This is a genomic window from Streptomyces sp. NBC_00986 (genome assembly GCF_045162565.1).
In the GTDB taxonomy this organism is placed as follows: domain Bacteria; phylum Actinomycetota; class Actinomycetes; order Streptomycetales; family Streptomycetaceae; genus Streptomyces.
In genome coordinates this window covers 2,121,387-2,144,794 of the sequence record NZ_CP108733.1, presented here as the reverse complement: position 1 = coordinate 2,144,794, position 23,408 = coordinate 2,121,387, and the positions used below count along the sequence as shown (strand labels likewise).

General features: G+C 69.2%; 16 protein-coding genes. 11 read left to right on the top strand and 5 right to left on the bottom strand.

Features of this window, described 5'->3' with window-relative positions; genetic code table 11:
- Window positions 1–43: 43 nt before the first annotated feature.
- On the bottom strand, window positions 44–916 hold the full coding sequence (purU, locus tag OG504_RS09375; RefSeq protein WP_405989360.1) for a formyltetrahydrofolate deformylase: 873 nt from the start codon (window positions 914–916) through the stop codon (window positions 44–46).
- Between the two features lie 233 nt (window positions 917–1,149).
- Here purU and OG504_RS09370 point away from each other — a divergent pair, with 233 nt between their 5' ends.
- From OG504_RS09370 to OG504_RS09330, 9 genes are all read left to right on the top strand, one after another.
- Complete coding sequence (locus tag OG504_RS09370) at window positions 1,150–2,619, top strand: aldehyde dehydrogenase family protein (RefSeq protein ID WP_405989359.1); 1,470 nt, start codon at window positions 1,150–1,152, stop codon at window positions 2,617–2,619.
- 20 nt (window positions 2,620–2,639) lie between these two features.
- Complete coding sequence (locus OG504_RS09365; RefSeq protein ID WP_405989358.1) at window positions 2,640–3,728, top strand: glycine betaine/L-proline ABC transporter ATP-binding protein; 1,089 nt, start codon at window positions 2,640–2,642, stop codon at window positions 3,726–3,728.
- A complete protein-coding gene (locus tag OG504_RS09360; RefSeq protein WP_405989357.1) occupies window positions 3,728–5,734 on the top strand; it encodes an ABC transporter permease in 2,007 nt (668 codons plus the stop codon). The genes OG504_RS09365 and OG504_RS09360 overlap by 1 nt, the downstream gene beginning before the upstream one ends.
- A gap of 14 nt (window positions 5,735–5,748) precedes the next feature.
- Window positions 5,749–6,711 carry an ABC transporter substrate-binding protein gene (locus tag OG504_RS09355; RefSeq protein ID WP_405989356.1) on the top strand — a complete coding sequence of 321 codons (963 nt, stop codon included), beginning with the start codon at window positions 5,749–5,751 and terminating at the stop codon, window positions 6,709–6,711.
- A gap of 216 nt (window positions 6,712–6,927) precedes the next feature.
- Complete coding sequence (locus OG504_RS09350) at window positions 6,928–9,366, top strand: FAD-dependent oxidoreductase (RefSeq protein ID WP_405989355.1); 2,439 nt, start codon at window positions 6,928–6,930, stop codon at window positions 9,364–9,366.
- A gap of 21 nt (window positions 9,367–9,387) precedes the next feature.
- A complete protein-coding gene (glyA, locus tag OG504_RS09345) occupies window positions 9,388–10,671 on the top strand; it encodes a serine hydroxymethyltransferase (protein WP_405989354.1) in 1,284 nt (427 codons plus the stop codon).
- The gene (locus tag OG504_RS09340) at window positions 10,668–11,903 is read left to right on the top strand and encodes a sarcosine oxidase subunit beta family protein (protein WP_405989353.1); all 1,236 of its coding nucleotides are present in this window, start codon (window positions 10,668–10,670) and stop codon (window positions 11,901–11,903) included. Before glyA ends, OG504_RS09340 begins: the two co-directional genes overlap by 4 nt.
- A gap of 11 nt (window positions 11,904–11,914) precedes the next feature.
- Window positions 11,915–15,217: a sarcosine oxidase subunit delta family protein gene (locus OG504_RS09335; RefSeq protein ID WP_405989352.1), complete on the top strand. Its 3,303-nt coding sequence runs from the start codon at window positions 11,915–11,917 to the stop codon at window positions 15,215–15,217.
- Window positions 15,210–15,821 (top strand): sarcosine oxidase subunit gamma, encoded by a 612-nt coding sequence (locus OG504_RS09330; protein WP_405989351.1) that lies wholly within the window; start codon window positions 15,210–15,212, stop codon window positions 15,819–15,821. Before OG504_RS09335 ends, OG504_RS09330 begins: the two co-directional genes overlap by 8 nt.
- A gap of 77 nt (window positions 15,822–15,898) precedes the next feature.
- Here OG504_RS09330 and OG504_RS09325 read toward each other — a convergent pair whose 3' ends face one another.
- Complete coding sequence (locus OG504_RS09325) at window positions 15,899–17,359, bottom strand: MFS transporter (RefSeq protein WP_405989350.1); 1,461 nt, start codon at window positions 17,357–17,359, stop codon at window positions 15,899–15,901.
- Between the two features lie 266 nt (window positions 17,360–17,625).
- Between OG504_RS09325 and OG504_RS09320 the strand changes: the two genes are divergently transcribed.
- Window positions 17,626–19,401 (top strand): tannase/feruloyl esterase family alpha/beta hydrolase, encoded by a 1,776-nt coding sequence (locus tag OG504_RS09320; RefSeq protein ID WP_405989349.1) that lies wholly within the window; start codon window positions 17,626–17,628, stop codon window positions 19,399–19,401.
- Between the two features lie 460 nt (window positions 19,402–19,861).
- Entirely contained in the window at window positions 19,862–20,275 is a 414-nt protein-coding gene (locus OG504_RS09315) for an ABC transporter permease subunit (protein WP_405989348.1), read from the top strand.
- Between the two features lie 9 nt (window positions 20,276–20,284).
- Here OG504_RS09315 and OG504_RS09310 read toward each other — a convergent pair whose 3' ends face one another.
- Genes OG504_RS09310 through OG504_RS09300 form a run of 3 tightly spaced genes read right to left on the bottom strand, consistent with a single transcriptional unit; the run spans window position 20,285 to window position 23,382 of the window.
- On the bottom strand, window positions 20,285–20,812 hold the full coding sequence (locus tag OG504_RS09310; protein ID WP_026151198.1) for an NUDIX hydrolase family protein: 528 nt from the start codon (window positions 20,810–20,812) through the stop codon (window positions 20,285–20,287).
- 24 nt (window positions 20,813–20,836) lie between these two features.
- Complete coding sequence (locus OG504_RS09305) at window positions 20,837–21,976, bottom strand: amidohydrolase family protein (protein ID WP_405989347.1); 1,140 nt, start codon at window positions 21,974–21,976, stop codon at window positions 20,837–20,839.
- 2 nt (window positions 21,977–21,978) lie between these two features.
- Window positions 21,979–23,382 (bottom strand): glutamine synthetase family protein, encoded by a 1,404-nt coding sequence (locus tag OG504_RS09300; RefSeq protein ID WP_405989346.1) that lies wholly within the window; start codon window positions 23,380–23,382, stop codon window positions 21,979–21,981.
- Between the last annotated feature and the right edge of the window lie 26 nt (window positions 23,383–23,408).

The window sequence follows — 23,408 nt, the reverse complement described above, 5'->3', positions numbered from 1 at the left end:
CCGCGTTCCCGGTGCGGCCCCGGAAGCCGTATACGGCGCACCCTCACCGGAACACGACTGTCCGATTCCCGTAGACCATCACCCTGCTCTCGCTGTGCCACTTCACCGCGTGCGCCAGCACCTGCGCCTCCACGTCCCGCCCCACCGTCACCAGCTCGTCCGGGCCGAGCGAGTGGTCCACGCGCACCACGTCCTGGTCGATGATCTGGCCCTCGTCCAGTTCCGGCGTCACGTAGTGCGCCGTGGCGCCCACCAGCTTCACCCCTCGGTCGTACGCCTGCTGGTAGGGGCGGGCGCCCTTGAAGCTGGGCAGGAAGGAGTGGTGGATGTTGATGGCGTGGCCCTCCAGCTGCTTGCAGAGGTCGTCGGAGAGGATCTGCATGTAGCGGGCCAGTACGACCAGGTCGATGTCCAAGTCCCTTACCAGGTCGAGGAGTTGCGCTTCCGCGTCGGCCTTCGTGTCCCTGGTCACCTGGATGTGGTGGAAGGGGATGCCGTACGTCTCCGCGAGGCCCTCGAAGTCCCGGTGGTTGGAGACGATCGCCGGGATCTCGATGTTGAGGGCGCCGGTGCGCTTGCGGAACAGCAGGTCGTTCAGGCAGTGGCCGAACTTGGAGACCATGATCAGGGTCCGGGTGGGGGTGGCGGCGTCCCGGAGGGTCCAGGAGATGCGATACGCCTCGGCCACCGGGCCGAATCGGTAACGCAGTGTTTTCAGGTCGGCGTTTGGATCGGAAACGTCGAAGTGGACCCTCATGAAGAAGCGGCCCTTGAGCCGATCATCGAATTGCTGGCTTTCGAGGATGTTGCCGGAGTTCCGGACGAGAAAGCCGCTCACGGCATGGACCAGTCCGGCGCTGTCCGGACACGAGAGGGTGAGGACGAATTCGCGGCCAGGATGCGGTCGAGGGGACATGGGCGGCCTCCGTCGGTGCGTAGCATTGATGCGTATTGCACAACGCGGTGAGCGATACGCAACATGGTTGGGCCGGGCGCCGCTCGCGGTCAAGAGGCGGCCGGGCAATGGGCCGCATGGCGAAATCGTCATCCGCCAACCCCTTGACGTATGTCTGCACATTCGCCAGGGTGTTCCACCACAAGCAATACGGTGCACAATGCGCAACGGAATTCGCTCGAAGGGCTCCACACGTGGCAGACCTGTATGTGGACGGAGAATGGCGCGATGCGGTGGCCGGCGGTCACCGTGACATCCGCTGTCCCGCCGACGGCACGCTCACCGCGACCGTGTCCGAGGGAACGCGTCCCGACACCGAGGCCGCGATCGCCGCCGCCCGCCGCGCCTTCGACGAAGGGCCCTGGCCGCGTACCCCCGAGCGGGAGCGCGGCGCGCTCCTGTTGCGCACCGCCGATCTGATCGAACGCGACGCCAAGGAGTTCGCCCGCGCCGAGTCGCTGGACACCGGCAAGCGGCTGGTGGAGAGCGAGTACGACATCGCCGATGTCGTCTCCTGTTTCCGCTACTACGGCGGGATCGGCGGCACCGACGCCGGACGGGTCATCGACACCGGGCGCGACGACGCCGTAAGTCGGGTGGTCTACGAGCCCGTTGGCGTGTGCGGACTGATCACACCCTGGAACTACCCGCTGCTGCAGGCCAGTTGGAAGGTCGCTCCGGCGCTTCTCGCGGGTAACACGGTCGTTCTCAAGCCGAGCGAGCTGACGCCCTCCACCTCCATCCTGCTGATGAAGGCGCTGGAGGAGGCCGGGCTTCCCGCCGGTGCGGCCAATCTCGTGCTCGGTGCCGGGCCCGAGGCGGGGGCGCCGCTCTCCGAGGATCCCGCCGTCGACATGGTCTCCTTCACCGGGGGCCTCGAGACCGGCAAACGCATCATGGCCACCGCCGCCGCGACCGTGAAAAAGGTGGCGCTGGAGCTGGGCGGCAAGAACCCCAACGTCATCTTCGCCGACGCCGACTTCGAGACGGCCGTGGACTTCGCGCTCACGGCCGTCTTCCTGCACTCGGGCCAAGTCTGTTCGGCCGGCGCCCGGTTGATCGTCGAGGACTCGCTGCACGACCGGTTCGTCGACGAAGTCGTGCGGCGTGCGCGGCAGATCAGGCTCGGCGGGCCCTTCGATCCCGAGGCCGAGACCGGGGCGCTGATCTCCGCGCAGCACCTGGAGAAGGTCGAGGCGTACGTGGCGGCGGGCATCGCCGAGGGGGCCGTGCTGCGGTGCGGTGGTGAGCGGCCTTCCGAACTCGCCCTCGCCGACGGGCACTTCTACCCGCCGACCGTGCTCGACGGCTGCACGCAGGACATGCGGGTGGTGCACGAGGAGTCCTTTGGACCGGTCCTGACCGTGGAGCGCTTCACCGACGAGGACGACGCCGTACGCATCGCCAACGACACCGAGTACGGCCTCGCCGGCGCCGTCTGGACCCAGGACGCGGGGAAGGCCCAGCGGGTCGCCCGGCGGCTGCGGCACGGCACGGTGTGGATCAACGACTACCACCCCTATGTGCCGCAAGCGGAATGGGGTGGCTTCGGACACTCGGGCGTGGGCCGGGAGTTGGGACCGACCGGCCTGGACGAGTACCGAGAGCCCAAGCACATCTGGCAGAACATCCAACCCCGGCCGCAGCACTGGTTCCGCGGCTGAACGCCGAAAAGAGGTCGATCGTGACCCCAGCACAGACCGAGGTGCCGCAGCGGCGCGGCACTCCCCAGGACGCGGCCCCCACCCCGGTCATATCCGTGCGCAAGCTGTGGAAGGTGTTCGGGCCGAAGGCAGAGCAGGTACCCGATTCCGAGGAACTGTGCGGGCTCACCCGCCGTGAGCTGATGGACCGCACCGGCTGCACCGCCGCCGTACGCGACGTGAACTTCGAGGTCTCGCCCGGCGAGGTCTTCGTCGTCATGGGGCTGTCCGGCTCCGGGAAGTCCACCCTCGTGCGATGTCTGACCCGGCTGATCGAACCCACCGCCGGTGAGATCGTCTTCGAGGGCGAGGACATCCGGGACGCGGACGCCAAGCGGCTGCGCGAGCTGCGGCGCCGTAAGTTCTCCATGGTCTTCCAGCACTTCGGTCTGCTGCCGCACCGCCGGGTCGTCGACAACGTGTCGTTCGGCCTGGAGATCCGCGGCATGAGCAAGGCCGAGCGCACCAAACGGGCCCTGGAAGTCGTCGAGTTGGTCGGACTCTCCGGATACGAGAACTCCTACCCCGACCAGCTCTCCGGCGGAATGCAACAACGCGTCGGTCTGGCAAGGGCGTTGGCCGGTGACCCGGACGTCCTCCTCTTCGACGAACCGTTCTCCGCGCTCGACCCGCTGATCCGCCGCGACATGCAGAACGAGGTCATCCGGCTGCACCACGAGGTCGGCAAGACCATGGTGTTCATCACCCACGACCTGTCCGAGGCCCTCAAGTTGGGCGACCGCATCCTCATCATGCGCGACGGCAAGATGGTGCAGTGCGGGACGGGCGACGAGCTCGTCGGCGCCCCCGCCGACGACTATGTCCGAGAGTTCGTGAAGGACGTGCCGCGTGGTGACGTCCTCACCCTGCGCTGGATCATGCGCCCCGCAGTGGACGAAGACCCCCTGGACGGACCCGAGTTGGGCCCTGACGTCGTCGTACGCGAGGCCACGCGTGCGGTGCTCGCGGCCGACAAGCCCGTCAAGGTCGTCGAGAACGGCAAGCTGCTCGGCATCGTCGGCGACGAGGAGATCCTCGCGGTCGTCGCCGGGCAGGAGGGCGACGCGTGATGACCGTCGCCGTGGAGAAACCGGAGCCCGCACAGCAAGTCGCGGACGCGCCACCGGAGTTGAAGAACCCGCGACGCAAGGTCACCCGGCCCATGATGGTGGGAGCGATCGTCGTCGTATGGCTGGTGCTGTTCGCCGTGCTGCGCGGGAAGCAGACGCTGACGCTCGCGGCGGCCGATCTCACCGGACTGCACCGGTGGTTCAACGACCTCAACGACTCGGTCGGCGCCAACCGCAACTCCAACCCGCTCTTCCTCTACTTCTTCAACGAGATCCGGCTGGTCATCGACAACCTGGTGACCTTCGTCCAGGACCTGATCTCGCAGCCGAGCGGCGACCGCCCGCTGCCGCAGATCGGCTGGCTCGGTGTCGTCGGCATCGCCGGTTTCGTCTCCTGGGCCGTGGGCAACTGGCGGGTCGCTCTCCTCGCCATGGCCGGCTTCGCCTTCTTCGGGCTCCAGGGGCTGTGGCAGGAGAGCATGGACACCCTGGCGCTCACCCTCTCGGCGGTCCTCGTCGCGCTGCTGTTCGCGATCCCGCTGGGGGTGTGGGCGGGGCTGTCCGACCGGGTCAACCGGATCATGACGCCGTTCCTGGACTTCATGCAGACGATGCCGACCTTCGTCTACCTCGCCCCGCTGACCCTGATCTTCCTCATCGGCCCGGCCTCCGCCGTGATCGCCACGGTGATCTACGCCGCCCCGCCCGCGATCCGTATCACCGCGCACGGCATCCGCTCCGTGCCGGAGACGACCGTGGAAGCGGCGGATTCCATGGGGTCGACGCGCTGGCAGTCGCTGATCAAGGTGCTGCTGCCGATGGCCAAGCGGACCGTGGTGATGGGCGTCAACCAGACCATCATGGCGGCCCTCGCGATGGTCACCATCGCGGCCCTGATCGACGCACCCGGCCTCGGCAAGACCGTCATGCAGGCACTGCAATCCCTTGATGTCGGTACGGCCTTCAACGCGGGCCTCGCCATCGTGGTCATGGCGATCGTCCTCGACCGGGTCACCACCGCGTCCAGCACGCGTGCGGAACAGGCCCGGAATTCGAGCGGGCGCTTCCTCAAGTGGCGCCGCCCGCTGCTCGGTTCGGGCGCGGTGGGCGTCGTGGTCCTGATCTATCTGTCGCACACCTACCTCTGGGCGGCGCAGTTCCCCGGCGACGGCACCACCGGCACCCATATCGCCAACGCGGCGGACAGCGTGACGACTTGGGCGCAGGACAACCTGTCGGGAATCACCAACGCCTTCCGGGACGCGATCACCAACGGACTGCTCAACCCGTTCCAGTCGCTCCTCACCGACTCCCCGTGGTGGCTCGTCGGCGCGGCCCTGGTCGGGATCGCTGTCGTGGTCGGGGGCTGGCGCTCCGGGGTCACAACTGCCGTGTGCGTGGGCCTGCTTGTCGGAACCGGCGTGTGGTCGGACGCCATGACGACACTGGCCTCGACCATCGTGGCGACCGTGCTGGTGATGCTGTTCGGCATCGCCTTCGGTGTGTGGATGGGGCGCAGCGCGATGGTGGACCGGCTGTTGCGGCCGACGTTGGACGCGGCGCAGGTCATGCCGCCGTTCGTCTATCTCGTGCCGTTCCTCGCGCTGTTCGGGGCGACGCGCTTCACCGCGATCGTCGCCGCCGTCGTGTACGCCGTGCCGGTCGCCATCAAGATCACCGCCGACGGCGTGCGGGCCGTACCGGAGACGACCGTCGAGGCGGCCACGGCGGCCGGGTGCAACACCTGGCAGATCATCACCAAGGTTCAACTCCCGATGGCACGCAGCGCCCTGACTCTCGCGACCAACCAGGGCCTGATCTACGTGCTGTCGATGGTTGTTGTGGGCGGCCTGGTGGGAGCCGGCGCCCTCGGCTACGACGTCGTGGCCGGATTCTCGCAGGGCGAGCTGTACGGCAAGGGGCTGGCGGCGGGGCTCGCCATCGTCCTGCTCGGAGTCATGTTCGACCGGATCACTCAGGCGGCCGCGCGCCGAACCAGCGCTTAAAGGAGCACGACACCATGGCAAGACACTGGCGAACCGGCGCGGCCGGCCTGGCCGTTCTCGGCCTCACCCTCACCGCGTGCGGCGGGGCGAAGGTCGGCGACACCTCCTCCGGATCGAGCAGCAGCTCGGGCAAGTGCGGGACCTTCAACCTCGCGGTCAATCCGTGGGTGGGCTACGAGGCGGACGCGGCGGTCGTCGCGTACGTCGCGCAGCACCAACTCGGCTGTACGGTCGAGAAGAAGGACCTGAAGGAAGAGATCGCCTGGCAGGGCTTCGGCACCGGCGAGGTCGACGCGGTCCTGGAGAACTGGGGTCACGACGACCTCAAGAAGAAGTACATCACCGGCCAGAAGACCGCCGTCGAGGCCGGCCAGACCGGCAACAAAGGCATCATCGGCTGGTACGTGCCGCCGTGGCTCGCCAAGGCCCACCCGGACATCCTCAACTACAAGAACCTGGACAAGTACGCGTCCAAGTTCAAGACCTCCGAGTCGGGCGGCAAGGGCCAACTCCTCGACGGGGACCCGTCGTACGTCACCAACGACGCCGCGCTGGTGAAGAACCTGAAGCTGGACTTCAAGGTCGTGTACGCGGGCAGCGAGACCGCGCTCATCCAGGCCTTCCGCACCGCCGAGAAGAACAAGCAGTGGGTCATCGGCTATTTCTACGAGCCGCAGTGGTTCCTGTCCGAGGTCGCGCTCAAGAAGGTGGCGCTGCCCGCGTACAAGACGGGCTGTGACGCGGACGCCGCGAAGATCGCCTGCGACTATCCGGTCTACGACCTCGACAAGATCGTCAGCGCGAAGTTCGCCAAGTCGGGCAGCCCCGCCTACAACCTGGTGAAGAACTTCAACTGGACGAACGAGGACCAGAACACCGTCGCCAAGTACATAGCGCAGGACAAGCTGTCCGACGACGCCGCGGCGAAGAAGTGGGTCGACGCCAACAAGGACAAGGTCGACGCCTGGCTCAAGTAGGCGGCGGAACAACACGGTTGACCATGCCCGGTGGGCGGTGCGCGCGGATGCGTGCCGCCCGTCGGGCATTGCCGTGTTCCGGCCGGTGACAGGGGCGTCGTCCGACGTCACGGGACCCCTTGACACCCGCTCCTCGCGCCGGGCACATTGAGTTGCGCAACCTGAAGCATGTTGCGCAGACAGCAACTGGATTGCTTTCTAGCCGGAGGTGCGGCGATGGCGGGACCCCGAGTGGTCATCATCGGAGCGGGCGTCGTGGGGGCGGCGCTCGCGGACGAGATCTCCGCGCGAGGCTGGACCGAAGTGACCGTGGTCGACCAGGGCCCGCTGCCCGCCACCGGCGGCTCGTCCTCGCACGCGCCAGGGCTGGTCTTCCAGACCAACTCCTCAAAGACGATGACCGAGTTGGCCCGCTACACGGTCGAGAAGTTCTGCTCCCTCGACGTCGACGGCAAGCCCTGCTTCCTCCAGGTCGGCGGCCTCGAGGTGGCCACCACCCCCGAGCGCGTCGCCGAACTCCACCGCCGCCACGGCTGGATCACCGCCTGGGGCATCGAGGCCCGCCTGCTGACCCCCGAGGAGTGCGTCGAGCACCACCCGCTGGTGAACCCGGACCGCGTCCTCGGCGGCCTCCTGGTTCCCACCGACGGCCTCGCGAAAGCCGTCGTGGCCGTCGAGGCGCAGATCCGCCGGGCCACGGAGCGCGGCGTCAGCTTCCTGGCCCGCCACGAGGTCCTGGACGTCCAGCAGACCGACGGCCGCGTCACCGGAGTCCTCACCGACCAGGGCGAGGTCCCCGCCGACATCGTCGTGTGCTGCGCCGGCATCTGGGGCCCCAAGATCGCCCGTATGGTCGGCATGAACCTCCCACTGACCCCGCTGGGACACCAACTCGCCTGGACCGGTCCAGTGCCCGCCCTCGCCGGCCAGACCGAGGAGGCCGTCCGCCCGATCCTGCGCCACCAGGACGCCGACCTCTACTACCGCGACCGCTTCGACGCCATCGGCATCGGCTACTACGGCCACCGCCCCATGCCCATCTCGGCCGACGACATCCTCTCGGTCGGCGAGGCCGACGACATGCCCTCCGTCCTCAAGTTCACGGAGGACGACTTCGCGCCCGCCTGGACGGAGACCCAGTCCCTGCTCCTCGCGACGAAGGACGCGAAGGTCGAGGAGGGCATCAACGGCCTCTTCTCCTTCACCACCGACAACTTCCCGCTCCTCGGGGAGAGTTCGGAGGTCAAGGGCTTCTGGGTCGCCGAGGCGGTCTGGGTCACGCACTCGGCGGGCGTCGGCCGCGCGATGGCCGAGTGGCTGGTCGACGGCTACTGCTCGTCCTTCGACCTCCACGAGTGCGACGTCAACCGCTTCGAACAGCACCAACTCGCCCCCGAATACGTCCTGGCCCGCGACTGCCAGAACTTCGTCGAGGTCTACGACATCCTCCACCCCCTCCAGCCGTCCGGGAAGCCGCGCCCGATCCGCACCAGCCCCTTCCACACCCGCCAGCAGGAACACGGCGCGGTCTTCCTGGAGGCCAACGGCTGGGAGCGCCCGCAGTGGTACGAGGCCAACTCGGCCCTGCTGGAAGGCCGTTCGATCCCCACCCCCAACGACTGGGCCGCCCAGTACTGGTCGCCCATCGTCGGCGCCGAGGCGCAGGCCACCCGCGAAACGGTCGCGATGTACGACATGACGGCCCTCAAGCGCCTGGAGGTGACCGGCCCCGGTGCCGCCGACTTCCTGGAGGGCCTGGTCACCGGCAAGGTCGCCAAGTCGGTGGGCTCGGTGACGTACACACTCCTGCTGGACGAGGACGGCGGCATCCGCAGCGACATCACCGTCGCCCGCCTGGCCCGCGACCGCTTCCAGGTCGGCGCCAACGGCAACCTGGACCTGGACTGGTTCACCCGCCACCTGCCCGCCGATGGAACGGTCCAGGTCCGCGACATCACCCCCGGTACCTGCTGCATCGGCCTGTGGGGCCCACTCGCCCGCAAGGTCCTCCAGCCCCTGACGGACGAGGACTTCACGAACGAGGGCCTCAAGTACTTCCGCGCGAAAAACGCCTTCATTGGAACGGTCCCGGTAACCGCCATGCGCCTGTCCTACGTCGGCGAACTCGGCTGGGAGCTGTACACCACCGCCGACCAGGGCCAGAAACTCTGGGACACCCTGTGGCAGGCGGCCAAGCCCCTCGGCGGTGTCATCGCCGGACGCGGCGCCTTCAACAGCCTCCGCCTGGAGAAGGGCTACCGCTCCTTCGGCACCGACATGACCTACGAGCACGACCCCTACGAGGCCGGCGTCGGCTTCGCCGTCAAGCTCGACAAGGGCGACTTCCTCGGAAAGGCGGCACTGGAACGCCGAAAGACCGACGTGCGACGCCGGTTGACCTGCCTCACCATCGACGACCCGCACTCCGTCGTCATGGGCAAGGAACCGGTCTACGACGGCGACCGCGCCGTCGGCTACGTCACCAGCGCCGCCCACGGCTACACGATCGGCAAGGGCATCGCCTACGCCTGGCTCCCGGCCGAACTAGCCACCCCCGGCGCCCAGTTGCACATCGGCTACTTCGACCAGCGCGTCGAGGCCGTCGTAGCCGAGGAGCCGTTGTTCGACCCGACGATGTCCCGCCTCCGCGGCTAGCCGGAAGGACACGAACGCCGTATGAACGCGCTGAACACCCCCTTGGCCGAACTGGATCCCGAGGTCCACGCCGCGCTCCGCGCCGAACTGCACCGCCAGCAGTCCACGTTGGAGATGATCGCCTCCGAGAACTTCGCCCCCTCCGCAGTGCTGGAGGCGCAGGGCTCGGTCCTCACCAACAAGTACGCCGAGGGCTACCCCGGCCGCCGCTACTACGGCGGCTGCGAACACGTGGACGTCACCGAGCGGTTGGCGATCGAGCGGGTCAAGTCCCTGTTCGGGGCGGGCTTCGCGAACGTGCAGCCGCACTCGGGCGCGCAGGCCAACACGGCAGTGTTCTTCGCCCTGTTGAAGCCCGGCGACACGATCCTCGGCCTGGACCTCGCGCACGGCGGCCACCTCACCCACGGCATGCGCCTCAACTACAGCGGCAAGATGCTGAACGTGGTGCCGTACCACGTGGGGGAGACCGACAACCTGGTCGACATGGACGAGGTGGAGCGCCTCGCCAAGGAACACCGCCCCCAGATGATCATCGCGGGTTGGTCGGCGTATCCACGGCAGTTGGACTTCGCGGCCTTCCGCCGGATCGCCGACGAGGTGGGCGCCCTGCTGATGGTCGACATGGCGCACTTCGCGGGCCTGGTCGCCGCAGGCCTGCACCCCAACCCGGTCCCGCACGCACACGTGACCACGACGACGACACACAAGACCCTCGGCGGTCCACGCGGCGGAGTCATCCTCACCAACGAGGCGGACCTCGCCAAGAGGATCAACTCGGCGGTGTTTCCCGGGATGCAGGGCGGCCCGCTGGAGCATGTCATCGCCGCGAAGGCGGTGTCGTTCAAGGTCGCGGCGTCACCGGAGTTCGCGGAACGCCAGGCGCGTACGTTGGCGGGTTCCCGCATCCTCGCGGAACGCCTCACCCGACCCGACGTGGCAGCCACCGGGGTGAAGGTCCTCACCGGCGGCACGGACGTCCACCTGGTCCTCGTAGACCTGCGCGACTCGGAGTTGGACGGCAGGCAAGCAGAAGACCTGCTCCACGAGATCGGCATCACCGTCAACCGCAACGCGGTGCCCTTCGACCCACGCCCGCCCATGGTCACGTCGGGCCTGCGTATCGGCACACCGGCGTTGGCCACGCGCGGCTTCACGGAGGAGGACTTCGCAGAGGTCGCGGACGTGATCGCGCTGGCACTCCAACCAGAGCCCAATACAGGGGACTTGAGCGCCCGCACGGAGGCACTGGCCGCGAAGCACCCGCTCTACCCGCACCTGTCCGAGGAAGGCGACCCCCGATGACGACCCCCCGCACCCCGGGCGCGGACCTCCCCGAACACCCCGACTGGCTCTGGCGCACACCCGAGCCGAAACGCTCGTACGACGTGGTGATCGTGGGCGGCGGCGGCCACGGCCTGGCCACTGCGCACTACTTGGCGAAGAACCACGGCATCACCAACGTCGCGGTGCTGGAGAAGGGGTGGCTCGCGGGCGGCAACATGGCCCGCAACACCACGATCATCCGCTCCAACTACCTCTGGGACGAGAGCGCCGGCATCTACGAACACGCCCTCAAACTCTGGGAGGGCCTGGAGGAGGAACTGGACTACCCGATCCTCTTCTCCCAGCGCGGAGTCCTCAACCTCGCCCACAGCCTCCAGGACGTCCGCGACAGCGTGCGCCGAGTCGAGGCCAACCGCCTCAACGGCGTGGACGCGGAATGGCTCGACGAACGGCAGGTCAAGGAGGTCTGCCCGATCGTCAACACCTCACCGGACGTGCGCTATCCGGTGATGGGAGCCACCTACCAACCACGCGCCGGCATCGCCAAACACGACCACGTGGCCTGGGGCCTGGCCCGCTCCGCCGACGCGGCCGGCATCGACCTCATCCAGAACTGCGAGGTCACGGGCCTGGACATGGTCGACGGCAGGGTGGTGGGCGTACAGACCACACTCGGCCCGATAGCGGCGGGCAAGGTTGCACTGTGCTCGGCAGGCCACACGTCGGTCCTGGCAGCCATGGCGGGCATCCAACTCCCGCTCCAGAGCCACCCGTTGCAAGCGCTGGTGTCAGAACTCCTCGAACCCGTCCACCCCACGGTGGTCATGTCCAACGCGGTCCACGTGTACGTGAGCCAGGCGCACAAGGGTGAGTTGGTGATGGGCGCGGGCATCGACTCGTACAACTCGTACACCCAGCGTGGAGCGTTCCACATCATCGAGGAACAGATGTCCGCGGCCCTGGAGCTGTTCCCGGTCTTCGCCCGTGCGCACGTCCTGCGCACGTGGGGCGGCATCGTGGACGTGACCCCGGACGCGTCACCGATCGTAGGCCTGACTCCGGTGGACAACCTGTACCTCAACTGCGGCTGGGGAACGGGCGGTTTCAAGGCGACCCCGGGCGTCGGCTGGGTCTACGCCCACACGATCGCCCACGACACCCCTCACCACCTCAACGCCCCCTTCTCGCTCGACCGTTTCACCACCGGCGCGCTCGTCGACGAGCACGGCGCTGCCGCGGTGGCCCACTAGGGAGCCGAACGATGCTGCTGATCCCCTGCCCCTGGTGCGGGCCCCGCGACGAAGCCGAGTACCACTACGGCGGCCAGGCCCACGTCGCCTACCCCGAGAACCCCGCCGCCCTCACCGACGAGGAGTGGGCGCGCTACCTCTTCTTCCGCGACAACCCCAAGGGCCCCTTCGCGGAACGGTGGAACCACGCGGCGGGGTGCCGCCGGTGGTTCAACGCGGTACGGGACACGGCGACGAACGAGATTCTGGGGGTGTACCGGGCGGGGGAGGAGCGGCCAACGGTGAGTGGGCGGGGGTCGGTTGCCGATTCTCCGGGTGCCCGTACGGCGTCCACTGTTCAGAACGGGCCCACAGAATCAGCCCGTCCGGCGTTTGAGGACGAGGCCCTTTCAGGGCCGACAGGGGTGCAGGGAGCGGAGCCCCCTGGGAGCGGGGTCGAAGGGGCGGAGCCCCTGGAGGATGGGACGGGTAGGGGCGGCGGGGGCGAGACTCATCCGTTCCGCCACCCCACACACGGCCGAATCCACCGGGACACCCCCTTCACCTTCACCTTCGACGGCACCGAATACGAGGGCTACAAGGGCGACACCCTCGCCTCCGCCCTCCTCGCCAACGGCGTCATCCAAACCGGCACCAGCATCAAACTCGGCCGCCCCCGAGGCATCTTCACCGCCGGAGTCGAAGAACCCAACGCCGTCATCCAGATCGAGGCCCCTTTCCCGGAGCCGATGCTCCCCGCGACAACGGTCGAGCTCTACGACGGCCTGGTCGCCACCAGCCTCCCCGGCCAGGGCCGCCTCGCCACGGAACCGGACCCCGCCCGCTACGACGCCGTCCACGCCCACTGCGACCTGCTCGTGGTCGGCGCAGGCCCAGCCGGCCTGGCAGCCGCGGCCGCCGCCGCCCGCACCGGAGCCCGCGTCATCCTCGCCGACGACCGCCCCGACCTGGGCGGCAGCCTCCTGGACACGGCCCAACACCTCGACTGGGTAACCGAGTTGAGTGAAGACCTCACCACCGCCCCCGAGGTCCGCATCCTCCGCCGCACCACCGTCTTCGGCCACTACGACGACAACCACCTCCTGGCAGTGGAACGCCGCACCGACCACCTGGGCGCAGCAGCCCCCACCCACGTCTCCCGAGAACGCGTCTGGCGCATCCGAGCCCGCCGAGTGGTCCTGGCAACCGGCGCCCACGAACGTTCCCTCGCTTTCCCGGACAACGACCGCCCCGGAGTGATGCTCGCCGCCTCGGCCCGCGCGTACGTCAACCGCTACGGCGCCCTCCCCGGCCGTAACGCAGTCGTGTTCACCACCAACGACAGTGCGTACGCAGCCGCGTTGGACCTGGCGTCGGCAGGCGTACAGATCGCGGCGATAGTGGACACGCGCCCGTCGGCGCCGACGGAGTGGGCGAGCCGAGCGCGAGAGGCAGGCATCGAGGTACTTCCCGGACACGCAGTCGTAGGCACCGAGGGCACCCCGCGCCTGACCGCCGCAACGGTCGCCCCGTACGGCGAAACCCCGGCCACGACAAGGCAGTTCACCGCAGACCTCCTCCTGGTCTCCGGCGGCTGGAACCCGGTCGCCCACCTCTTCAGCCAGGCCGGCGGCAGACTCCGCTACGACGACACCCTCGGCACCTTCGTCCCGGACACCTGCCGACAGGCAGTCGAGGTCGCGGGCAGCGCGAACGGCGAATTCGACCTGGCCGGAGTCCTGTTGCAAGGCGCAGCCGCAGGCGCCCGGGCGATAGAGGCCGAGGGCTACACCGCCGAACCCCCCCGCCTCCCGCAGATCGCCCCCGAACCCCGCACCCCCGCCATGCAGGTCTTCGACGTCCCCGGCGTCGCCACCGACGCCCCCCGCTTCGTGGACCTCCAACGCGACGTCACCGTCGCCGACTTGACCCGAGCCACCGCCGCCGGCCTCAACTCGGTCGAACACACCAAGCGCTACACGACGGCCGGTACGGCCAACGACCAGGGCAAGACCTCCGGCGTCCTGGCCAGCGGCGTGGTGGCCGAACTCCTGGGCGTGGACGTGTCGTTGCTAGGCACGACAACCTTCCGCCCGCCGTACACCCCCGTCTCCTTCGCCACCCTCGCCGGCCGCGACCGGGGCGCTCTGCACGACCCGATCCGGACGACCGCGCTGCACGACTGGCACGTCATGCAGGGCGCGTTGTTCGAGAACGTCGGCCAGTGGAAACGGCCTTGGTACTACCCGCGCGACGGCGAGGACATGGAGACCGCCGTCCTCCGCGAGTGCGCGGCCGCCCGCGAGGGTGTCGCCTTCATGGACGGTTCCACCCTCGGCAAGATCGACGTACAGGGCCCGGACGCACCCGTCTTCCTCGACCGGCTCTACACCAACATGATGAGCAACCTGAAGGTCGGCATGATCCGTTACGGCGTCATGTGCCGCCCGGACGGCATGGTCTTCGACGACGGCACGGCCATCCGCCTCGCCCCGGACCGCTACCTGGTCACCACGACCACCGGCAACGCGGCCGCCGTACTCGACTGGATGGAGGAGTGGCACCAGACCGAGTGGCCCGAACTCCGCGTCCACTGCGCCTCGGTGACGGAACAGTGGGCCACGGTCGCCCTGGTCGGCCCCCGCTCCCGCGGGGTGCTCGGCTCGCTCGCGCCCCAACTCGCCGTCGGCAACGACGACTTCCCGTTCATGGCCTGGCGGGACACGGCCGTCGCAGGCATCGAGGCCAGGGTGTGCCGGATCAGCTTCTCCGGTGAACTCGCCTACGAGATCAACGTGTCACCGTGGGAGGCCCTCGCCCTGTGGGAGGCGCTGTACGAGGCCGGCGCACCCTTCGGCATCACCCCGTACGGCACCGAGACCATGCACGTCCTGCGCGCCGAGAAGGGCTACCCGATCATCGGCCAGGACACCGACGGTACGGTAACTCCCCAGGATCTCGGCATGAGTTGGGCGGTGTCGAAGAAGAAGCCCGACTTCATCGGCAAGCGTTCCTACGCCCGCGCCGACGCCGTCCGCCCCGACCGCAAACACCTCGTCGGCCTGCTCCCCGAGGACCCCGCCGCGTTCCTCCCCGAGGGCACCCAACTGGTCGCGGACAGCGTGCTCCCGGCCCCGCCCGTCCCGATGCTCGGCCACGTCACCTCCAGCTACCGCAGCGCCGCCCTCGGCCGCACCTTCGCCCTCGCCCTGATCAAGGGCGGCCGCGACCGCATCGGCGAACGCCTCTACGCCCCCGTGGGCGACCGGTTGATCCCGGTCACCGTCGCAAGCCCCGTCCTCTACGACCCCGAGGGAGCCCGCCGCGATGGCTGACACCGCCCTTTCCGTCCCGCGCCGCAGCCCTCTCGCGGGCGCCGCAGACCGGCTGGCGGCCACGACCCGTTCCTCCGGCGGCGCGGTCCGGCTGGCCGAACTGCCCTTCCTGGCCCAGGTGAACCTCCGGCTCGACCCGAAAGGCGCGGCGGCGGACGCCGTAGGACTCGCGCTCGGTCTGTCGCTGCCCCTTGAGCCCAACACGGTGGTGCGGTCGGGGGAGTTGACCGTGCTGTGGCTCGGGCCGGACGAGTGGCTGGTGGTCGGGGCGCCGGACACCCAGCGGGACGTGGAGCACCGGATCCGGGCGGCGGCCGGTGACGAACACGTCGCCGTCACCGATGTCTCCGCCCAGCGGACCACTCTTCTCGTCTCCGGTGCCCGCGCCCGCGAACTGCTCGCCCACGGCTGCCCGTTGGACCTGCACCCGCGGGCCTTCGCCCCCGGACGCTGCGCCCAGACCACCCTGGCCCGCGCCCAGGTCGTGCTGGTCGCCCGGGACGAACCCGGCGCCGGATTCTGGGTGTTGGTCCGCTCGTCCTTCGCCGGGTATCTGACGGACTGGCTGCTGGACGCGGCGGAAGAGTACGTGCGCAGCGACTGAACCGGCCGTACGCCGAAGGCCGTTCGTCCGTCACCGGCAGAACGGCCTTCCGCATATGCGTGGTTGTACCGGTGGTGTCAGGCGACCGCCTGGCCGACCTCCACCTCGTCGAGGCGCTTGCTCTTGGGGATCAGAGCGACGAGCAGCGCGCCCGCGGCGACACAACCGACCACCAGCCAGAGCCCGTTGGTGAAACCGGCGTCGAGGTAGAACTGGGTGCCCTTGAGGACCGCCCCGTGCTGCGCCATCACGACGAAGGCCAGCTGGGAGACGACGATCTGTGCGACGCCCTGGCCGAGGGTCTGGACACCGTTGGCGAGTGCCTGCTCCTCGGGGGTGACCACCTCGATGATCATGATGGGCACGATCGCCATCACGATGCCCGTCCCCAGTCCGGCGATCACGCCCATCTCGATGATCTGCGGGGCGCTGTGGTGCAGATGGGTGCCGATGCCGTAGCCGAGGACCGCGAGCGCGGCGCCGGTGCCCAGGAGGATGCGTGCGTCGACCCGGCGGGAGATCAGGCCGGTCCCGACGGCTCCCAGGATGATCATGGCGCTGATCGGGCTGGTGACGATGGCGTTGTGGGTTCCCGACCAGCCCAGGCCCGCCGAGATGGTGGGGATGTTCGGCATCAGGATCAGGAGCTGGATCACCACGCCGACGGCGCTGAGCGAGCCGGCCGCGATGGAGGTGGCGAGGAGAACGGTCCACACCGGGCGGCGGCGGGTCATGGAGAGCGGGAACAGGGGCTCCGCGACCCGGCGTTCGACGAGGACGAAGGCGATCAGCGCGATCGCAGCTCCGACGACGTAGCCGATGAACTTGCCGCTGCCCCAGCCCCAGTGCGAGCCCTGGCCGACGGCGTAGATGATGGCCGTGACGCCGCCGCCGAGAAGGATTCCGCCGGCCCAGTCCATCCGGCCGGCCGCCGCACGGATCGGGCTCTCCGGCACGAAGGCCGCGACCAGCAGGAAGCTGACGGCGGTGCTGATGGCCATGAACCACAGGACACCGCGGAAGCCGTAGTCGTCCAGCAGCCAGCCGGACAGGAACGGTCCACCGAACGCGACGAGACCGACACCGCCGGCCAGGATCCCACTGGCGACCCCGACCCACTTGCGCGGGAACACGTCACGGGTGATGGCGTAGGCGAGCGGGGCGCTCGCGGCGTAGATGCCCGCGATGCCGCGGCCGATCAGCAGGGTGCGGTAGTCGGTGGCGACCGCGGCGACCAGGTCGCCGACGAAGCCGAGTCCCGTGGCGGCGAGCAGGACGCGCTTCTTGCCGAAGACGGCGGCGGCCTTGACCGCGAACGGCAGGAAGAACGTCCCGGTCAGCAGGGTCATCAGGGTGAACCACGCGATCTCGGTGGTCCTGAAGTGGATCGCGACGTCGGCCTGCGCGATGCCGGACAACGCGGCGATGAGCGCGACCAGTTGGACGGTCCAGACGAGAGCGACGATGACGAGGACATTGCGGGTCGTCGAGGGTGGTCTTTCGTCGTCCCGTGGGGGAGCGAGCTGGGTCTGGGACATCGGCGGCCTTCCGTAAGTGAGCGGAGCGAAGGTCCAGAGAGCCGATAAATTAGACCTAACGGTCGGTACAATCAATGAGTTGCGCAAAAAGAAAGCTAACGTTGTGGCGGGTGTCGGCTCCGGGCCTGGTCAGCGATATCGGGCCAAAGTCTTCGACCAAATCGTCAACAATAGCGTCGACGCTATTGCTCACGGATCAACGGACAGCTACGTTCCTCGCCGTGTCTGTACGACCCCCGGTCCGGCGATCGAACGGAGTACCCAGCATGCCCAAGCTGTTCAGATGGTGTCGGTGGAACTCGGCCACCTTCCTGGCCACCCTCGCCGCAGCCGTCGCGCTGGTGACCGGTGCGGGCGTGGCGCTGGCCAACAGTGCGACCGGCGGCGCGCAGGCCGCCAACTCGGCCTCGGCGAAAGCCGTTTCGGCGAGCACCACGACCTCGGGCATCGCACCGGCCATGTCCTGCTCCGGAGTCGCCCAACTCGACCTGGCCGCCGCCGTCCCCGGGGTGCCCTTCGAGATCACCTCGGCCACCGAACTCGCCGCGAGCACCAACACCCTCGGAAACTGGGCCGCTTGCGACGTCAAGGGCGTCATCGCCCCCCAACTCCACTTCGAGATCAAGCTCCCCGAGACCGGCTGGCAGGCCAACTACCTCCAGGTCGGCTGCGGCGGCCTCTGCGGCAACACCAACGTCACCAGCGCCCCCGCCTCGACCGGCTGCGTCCCGCTGACCACCGGCGCGTTCGCCGTCGCCTCCAGCGACGAGGGCCACTACCAGGGCGGCGGCCTCTTCTCCACCGACCCGACCCTGCGCGCCGACTTCGGCTACAAGTCCGACCACGAACTGGTCCAGGCGGCCAAGGCCATCGTCAAGCAGTACTACGGCCAGGCCGCCACCCACTCCTACTTCGACGGCTGCTCCCAGGGCGGCCACCAGGCCCTCACCGAGGCCCAGCGCTACCCGACCGACTTCGACGGCATCATCGCCGGCGCCCCGGCCAACAACTTCACCGCGCTGAACACCTTCTCGCACGCCTGGACCGCCCAGTCCGTGTACCTGAACGGCGGCCCGGCGACCATCACCAACGCCGACCTCGCCGACCTCCACAAGGCGGTACTCAAGGGCTGCGGCGCCCCCGCCGACGGCATCATCGCCGACCCGCTGAGCTGCACCTGGGACCCCGGCACCATCCAGTGCAAGCCGGGCCAGACCTCGACCTCCGACGCGTACTGCCTCACCGCCGACCAGGTCACCACCCTGCGCCGCATCTACGCCGGACCCACCGACGAACGCGGTCAACTCCTGTACCCCGGTTACCAGTTGCGCGGCTCCGAGCTGAACTGGGCCGGCATCATCACCCCGGCCACCGCCACCGGCGCCAGCGGCGACATCAGCTTCGTCCGCGAGACCCTGCGCTACCAGATCTTCGACAGCCCGCAGCCGACCCTGACGTACAAGGACATCAAGTTCACGGCCGCCTACTACAAGAAGGTCATGCGGCCGGTCGAGGGCATGTACGACGCCACCGACCCCGACCTCACCGCGTTCAAGAAGGCCGGCGGCAAGCTGATCCTCTGGCACGGTCTGGGCGACCAGCACATCCCGTCGGTCGGAACGATGGCCTACTACAAGGCAGTTGAGAAGGCCGTGGGCGGCGAGGCGGCCACCATGAGCTTCGCCCGGCTCTTCCTGCTCCCCGGCGTCGCACACTGCGGCGGCGGCCAGGGCCCGGACACCTTCGACGCGCTGACCGCGATCACCGACTGGGTCACCAGGGGCGACGCCCCGGATAGCCTGACGACGAAGTCGGTCGACAGCAGCGGGAACACCACCATCTCCCGCCCGGTCTACCCCTTCCCGTACTACGCCAAGAACACCACCGGCGGCCCGGCCACCGACGCGAGCAGCTACACCCCCGTCAAGTCCACCGCCGAGGCCACCCTCAAGCTCGACTGGCTCGGCTCCTTCCGCTCCGGCTACGAGACGGTCGGCAACTGGGTGGGCGGCAAGTGGGTCGTCACCAAGGGCAAGAACTGACGTACAGCGAGGGTTGATCGAGATGGCGCGGCCTCCGGTTTCGAGCCGGGGGCCGCGTCGCCTGGGGATCAGAGTTCCCGCAGCGGCAGCGGCAGCAGTAACGGCGGCAGCAGCGGCAGCAGTAGCAGCAGCTCGGCGAGACGCGCCGTGACGGTCTCGGCCGCGTCCTTCGCGTAGCGGGAGTTCATCGCCTCGTAGGCGGCCCGGGTGACGCGACGACCCTGCTCACACGGGGAGTTGTCCGGTACGCGGGGCTCGCCCTCTTCGCGATCCCCTGGATCCTCGTCCCGTTCTGGGTACTGCTCGGCTCCATGTCGGCCCGGGCGTACGCCCGTTCCGGCTCGCGGACGCTGCGGTTCGCGTACTACACGTCCGCGCTGTCGATCGTGCTGACCCGGCGATCGTCCCGACCATCCACGTCCTCACCCGGTTCGGCCTCGACGGATCGCGTCTCGGCTACATGCTGGTGATCGCCGACACCCGGCTCGGGGTGGTGATCTTCCTGGCCACCGGCTTCGTGCGCACCCTTCCGCACGACTTCGAGGAGGCCGCGCAGCTGGACGGGGCGAACAAGTGGCAGATGTACTGGCGGATCATGCTGCCCGTGCTCACCCCGGTGCTCTTTGCCGGCGCGGTCACGCTGATCATCTCGGTCTGGAACGACTTCTCCTGCGCCCTGTTCCTGCCGCGCGGCTCCCAGCCGGCCACGCTGCCGCTGACGTTGTACTCCTTCGCCTCCTCGTCCACGCACGGTGTCAGCCGGAACCTGGTGTTCGCCCATGTGGTGCTGACCAGCCTGCCGCTCGTCCTCGCCCACCTCGTCCTGCAGCGCCGCGCCCTCGCGGGTCTCACGGAAGGAGGTGTCACGGGTTGAGCGTCCTCGTCAGGACACACAACCCACGTGTGCCAGCGCCTGCTTGAGCAACACCCCGTGCCCGCCCGGCATTTCGCTGCGCAGCGCTTCCGAGGCGGCCTCCTCGGGGCTGAACCAGACGAGGTCCAGGGCGTCCTGGCGAGGCCGGCAGTCGCCGGTCACCGGCACGACGTAGGCGAGGGACACTGCATGCTGGCGGGGGTCGTGGTACGGGGTGACGCCGTGCGTCGGGAAGTACTCGGCGACGGTGAACGGCTGCAGCGAGGTCGGGATCCGGGGCAGCGCGACCGGGCCGAGGTCCTTCTCCAGGTTGCGCAGAAGGGCGTCGCGGACCCGCTCGTGGTGCAGCACGCGGCCGGAGACCAGGGTGCGGTTGACGGTGCCGTCGGGGCCGATGCGCAGCAGCAGTCCGATGCTGGTCACCTCCCCGTTGTCGTCGACGCGGACGGGCACCGCTTCGACGTAGAGGATCGGCATGCGGGCGCGTGCCTGTTCGAGGTCGTCGGCGGACAGCCAACCGGGCGTGGTATCGGTCATGTCAGACATTGCTTGATCATACTTTCAGTGTCCGTCGGATAGCCGGTAGACCCGGCGGGCATTGTCGGCCCCCGCCCAGCGTGCCAGCCGCAGCGCGTCGGGCAGGCCCAGTTCGTCGGCATCCACCCGGTCCTGGAGCAGATCCCCAAGACCCCGGCGGAACGCCAGTGCTCCGAGCCCATAGAACTCCGCAAGACCATAGGCGTCGGAGCTGTACAGCAGTTTGCGGAACGGTGTGATCTCCATCGCCTCCGCCAGCACCGCCCGCGCCCGGACCGGTCCAACATGGTGCAGGGTGAGCCCCACATCCAGGTACACCTGTTCGAAGACGGCCGCCAGGTATCCGGCCTGACGCTGATAGGGCCAGCAGTGCAGAAGCAGCACCGGGATCGTCCCGGCGGTCAGGTGCAGCCAGTCCGTGAGCAGGGCGGGGTCCGTGCGGTGCAGCCGGACGTCGTTGTCGCCGAAGCCCGTGTGGAGCTGGAGGGGCAGGCCCAGGTCGACGGCCGTCCACAGCAACTCCCGTACCAGCACCGGGTCTTGAAGCCGCCCGCCACGGTCCAGCCAGACGCGGGCCGCCGCGGTCACCTCCGCCTCCGACGGCCTGGTCGGGTCGAGACCGAATCCCGTCCGGTACGCGGCCACCGACTTCACTGCCACCACCCCCGGCCGCCGCACCGCGTCCAGCGCGGCCGTCCGGAACGCGTCCGCGTACCCGTCCGGTTCGACGCCCCGCGCGGCCACGGATTCCGCGACGGCTTCGAGTCGTACGACCTCATGCGCTGCGGCGCGCGCCGCCTCCGCGAGTTCGGTGGGCGAGGTGATGTGGTGCGGTGCGAACCCCGTGTCGACGCAGAAGACGCCGGTGCCCGCGGCGGCCAGGAAGCGCCGGTTCACCTCGTGCAGGCCCAACTCGGCTCGCCGGGCGAGGTATTCGCCGGCGGGTGCGTGCCGCTCCAGGTCCAGCATCGGTGCGCAGTAACGGCGTACGGCGATGCCGACCGGGCTGTCGAACGGCGAGATCCCGCTGCCGGGCCAGACGTCCCCCTCGGTGAGCAGTGACTCGAAGGCCACCCGGTCCAGCTCCTCGGTGACGACTCCGTGGCAGTGGTGGTCCACCAGCTCCAGCGCGGTGAGCGCCTCGTGGACCGGTCCAGTGGCCATCGTCAGTACTTCCAGCGGTACACGGCAGCCACTTGCTCGTCGTCCAGCTCCGCCACGGCCGCGATCTCGCCCTCTCGTACGGCGATCACCGCGTCGGCGAGGACCGGTCCAAGCGCGGCCCGCAGCTGCGCGTCCTCGCGGAACTCCGTGACGGACTCGGCGAGGGAGGTCGGCAGTCGTCGTACGCCCCGGGTCCCAGCCTCCGGAGCGCCGAGGTGCGCGGGGTCTCCGGTGGTCTCCTCGGGCAGGGCGGCTGCGGTGGTCAGGCCGTCGAGGCCGGCGGCGATCAGGCAGCCGAGGGCGAGATACGGGTTGGCGGCCAGGTCGACCGGCTTGACCTCCAGGTTCGCCGCCTGGGCGCGCTGCCCCGCAGTGCCGGTGACGACGCGTACCGCCGCCTCGCGGGTCTCGCGGCCCCAGGCGGTGAACACCCCTGCCCACTGGGAGGGTTGGAGGCGGAAGTAGCTCGCCGGGCTGGGCGCAGTCACGGCGGTGAGGGCCGGGAGGTGGGCGAGGATGCCGGCCGCGAACGACTCGGCGTCGGCCGTCATGCCGTAGCGACGGTCGCCCCCGGAATGCAGGTTCGCGCTCTCGCGCCAGGCGGAGAGGTGGATGTGGCCGCCGTTGCCGACGCCCTGCGCGAAGACGGACGGTGTGAACGAGGCGCGCAGGCCGTGCCTCCCGGACACCGCGCGGATCGTCTGCCGTACGAGGACACTGCGGTCCGCCGCCGCGACCGGGTCGAGCGCGCCGATCGACAGCTCGAACTGACCCGCCGCGTACTCGGGGTGGAACTGGTCCACGTCCACGCCCTGGGTCGCCAGGGCCGACAGCAACTCGGCCCCGTAGTCGCTGAGTTCGACCTGTCGGGTCGCGCCGTACGCCGGACCGGTCGTGGCCGGGACGAACGCGCCGTCGGGTGCCGTCGCCAGACCGAGTGCCCACTCGATCTCGATGCCCGCGCGGAAAGTGAGCCCGTGCCGCCGCTGCGCGTCAACGACCGTACGGCGCAGGAAGGTTCGGCTGCAGCCGGGGTGGCGCTCGCCCTCCTGGGTGACGCGGTCGACCGGGGCCCAGGCCCACCCGGGCTGCCCGGACAGGATGGCCAGGTGGTCGAGGTCGGGGTAGAGGCGCAGATCGCCGTCCGGGGAGCCGAGGACGTCGGTGGTGACGATGGAGTCGTTCGCGAGGAACGTGTCGAACACCGGGGACATGCCGACGCCCCAGGCCGCCGCCGAGGCGAGCTTCGCGGTCGGGACCGTCTTCACCCGGCCCACGCCCGCGGTGTCGACGTAGGCCAGGACGATCCCGTGCACACCCCGCCCGGTCAGCTCAGCGGCCAGCGCCGTGGCGCGCTCGACCTCGCCGGGACGGCCGCCGGGCAGGGGGTCGGCAAGGGTGGTCATACGTCCTCCACGGTCGCGTCCTGCAC

Bases quoted from the DNA above. Each gene is read 5' to 3' on its own strand.
- purU (WP_405989360.1), bottom strand. From the start codon at position 916: ATGTCCCCTCGACCGCATCCTGGCCGCGAATTCGTCCTCACCCTCTCG.
- OG504_RS09360 (WP_405989357.1), top strand. From the start codon at position 3,728: ATGACCGTCGCCGTGGAGAAACCGGAGCCCGCACAGCAAGTCGCGGAC.
- OG504_RS09355 (WP_405989356.1), top strand. From the start codon at position 5,749: ATGGCAAGACACTGGCGAACCGGCGCGGCCGGCCTGGCCGTTCTCGGC.
- OG504_RS09350 (WP_405989355.1), top strand. From the start codon at position 6,928: ATGGCGGGACCCCGAGTGGTCATCATCGGAGCGGGCGTCGTGGGGGCG.
- glyA (WP_405989354.1), top strand. From the start codon at position 9,388: ATGAACGCGCTGAACACCCCCTTGGCCGAACTGGATCCCGAGGTCCAC.
- OG504_RS09340 (WP_405989353.1), top strand. From the start codon at position 10,668: ATGACGACCCCCCGCACCCCGGGCGCGGACCTCCCCGAACACCCCGAC.
- OG504_RS09335 (WP_405989352.1), top strand. From the start codon at position 11,915: ATGCTGCTGATCCCCTGCCCCTGGTGCGGGCCCCGCGACGAAGCCGAG.
- OG504_RS09330 (WP_405989351.1), top strand. From the start codon at position 15,210: ATGGCTGACACCGCCCTTTCCGTCCCGCGCCGCAGCCCTCTCGCGGGC.
- OG504_RS09325 (WP_405989350.1), bottom strand. From the start codon at position 17,359: ATGTCCCAGACCCAGCTCGCTCCCCCACGGGACGACGAAAGACCACCC.
- OG504_RS09320 (WP_405989349.1), top strand. From the start codon at position 17,626: ATGCCCAAGCTGTTCAGATGGTGTCGGTGGAACTCGGCCACCTTCCTG.
- OG504_RS09315 (WP_405989348.1), top strand. From the start codon at position 19,862: ATGCTGGTGATCGCCGACACCCGGCTCGGGGTGGTGATCTTCCTGGCC.
- OG504_RS09310 (WP_026151198.1), bottom strand. From the start codon at position 20,812: ATGACCGATACCACGCCCGGTTGGCTGTCCGCCGACGACCTCGAACAG.
- OG504_RS09305 (WP_405989347.1), bottom strand. From the start codon at position 21,976: ATGGCCACTGGACCGGTCCACGAGGCGCTCACCGCGCTGGAGCTGGTG.
- OG504_RS09300 (WP_405989346.1), bottom strand. From the start codon at position 23,382: ATGACCACCCTTGCCGACCCCCTGCCCGGCGGCCGTCCCGGCGAGGTC.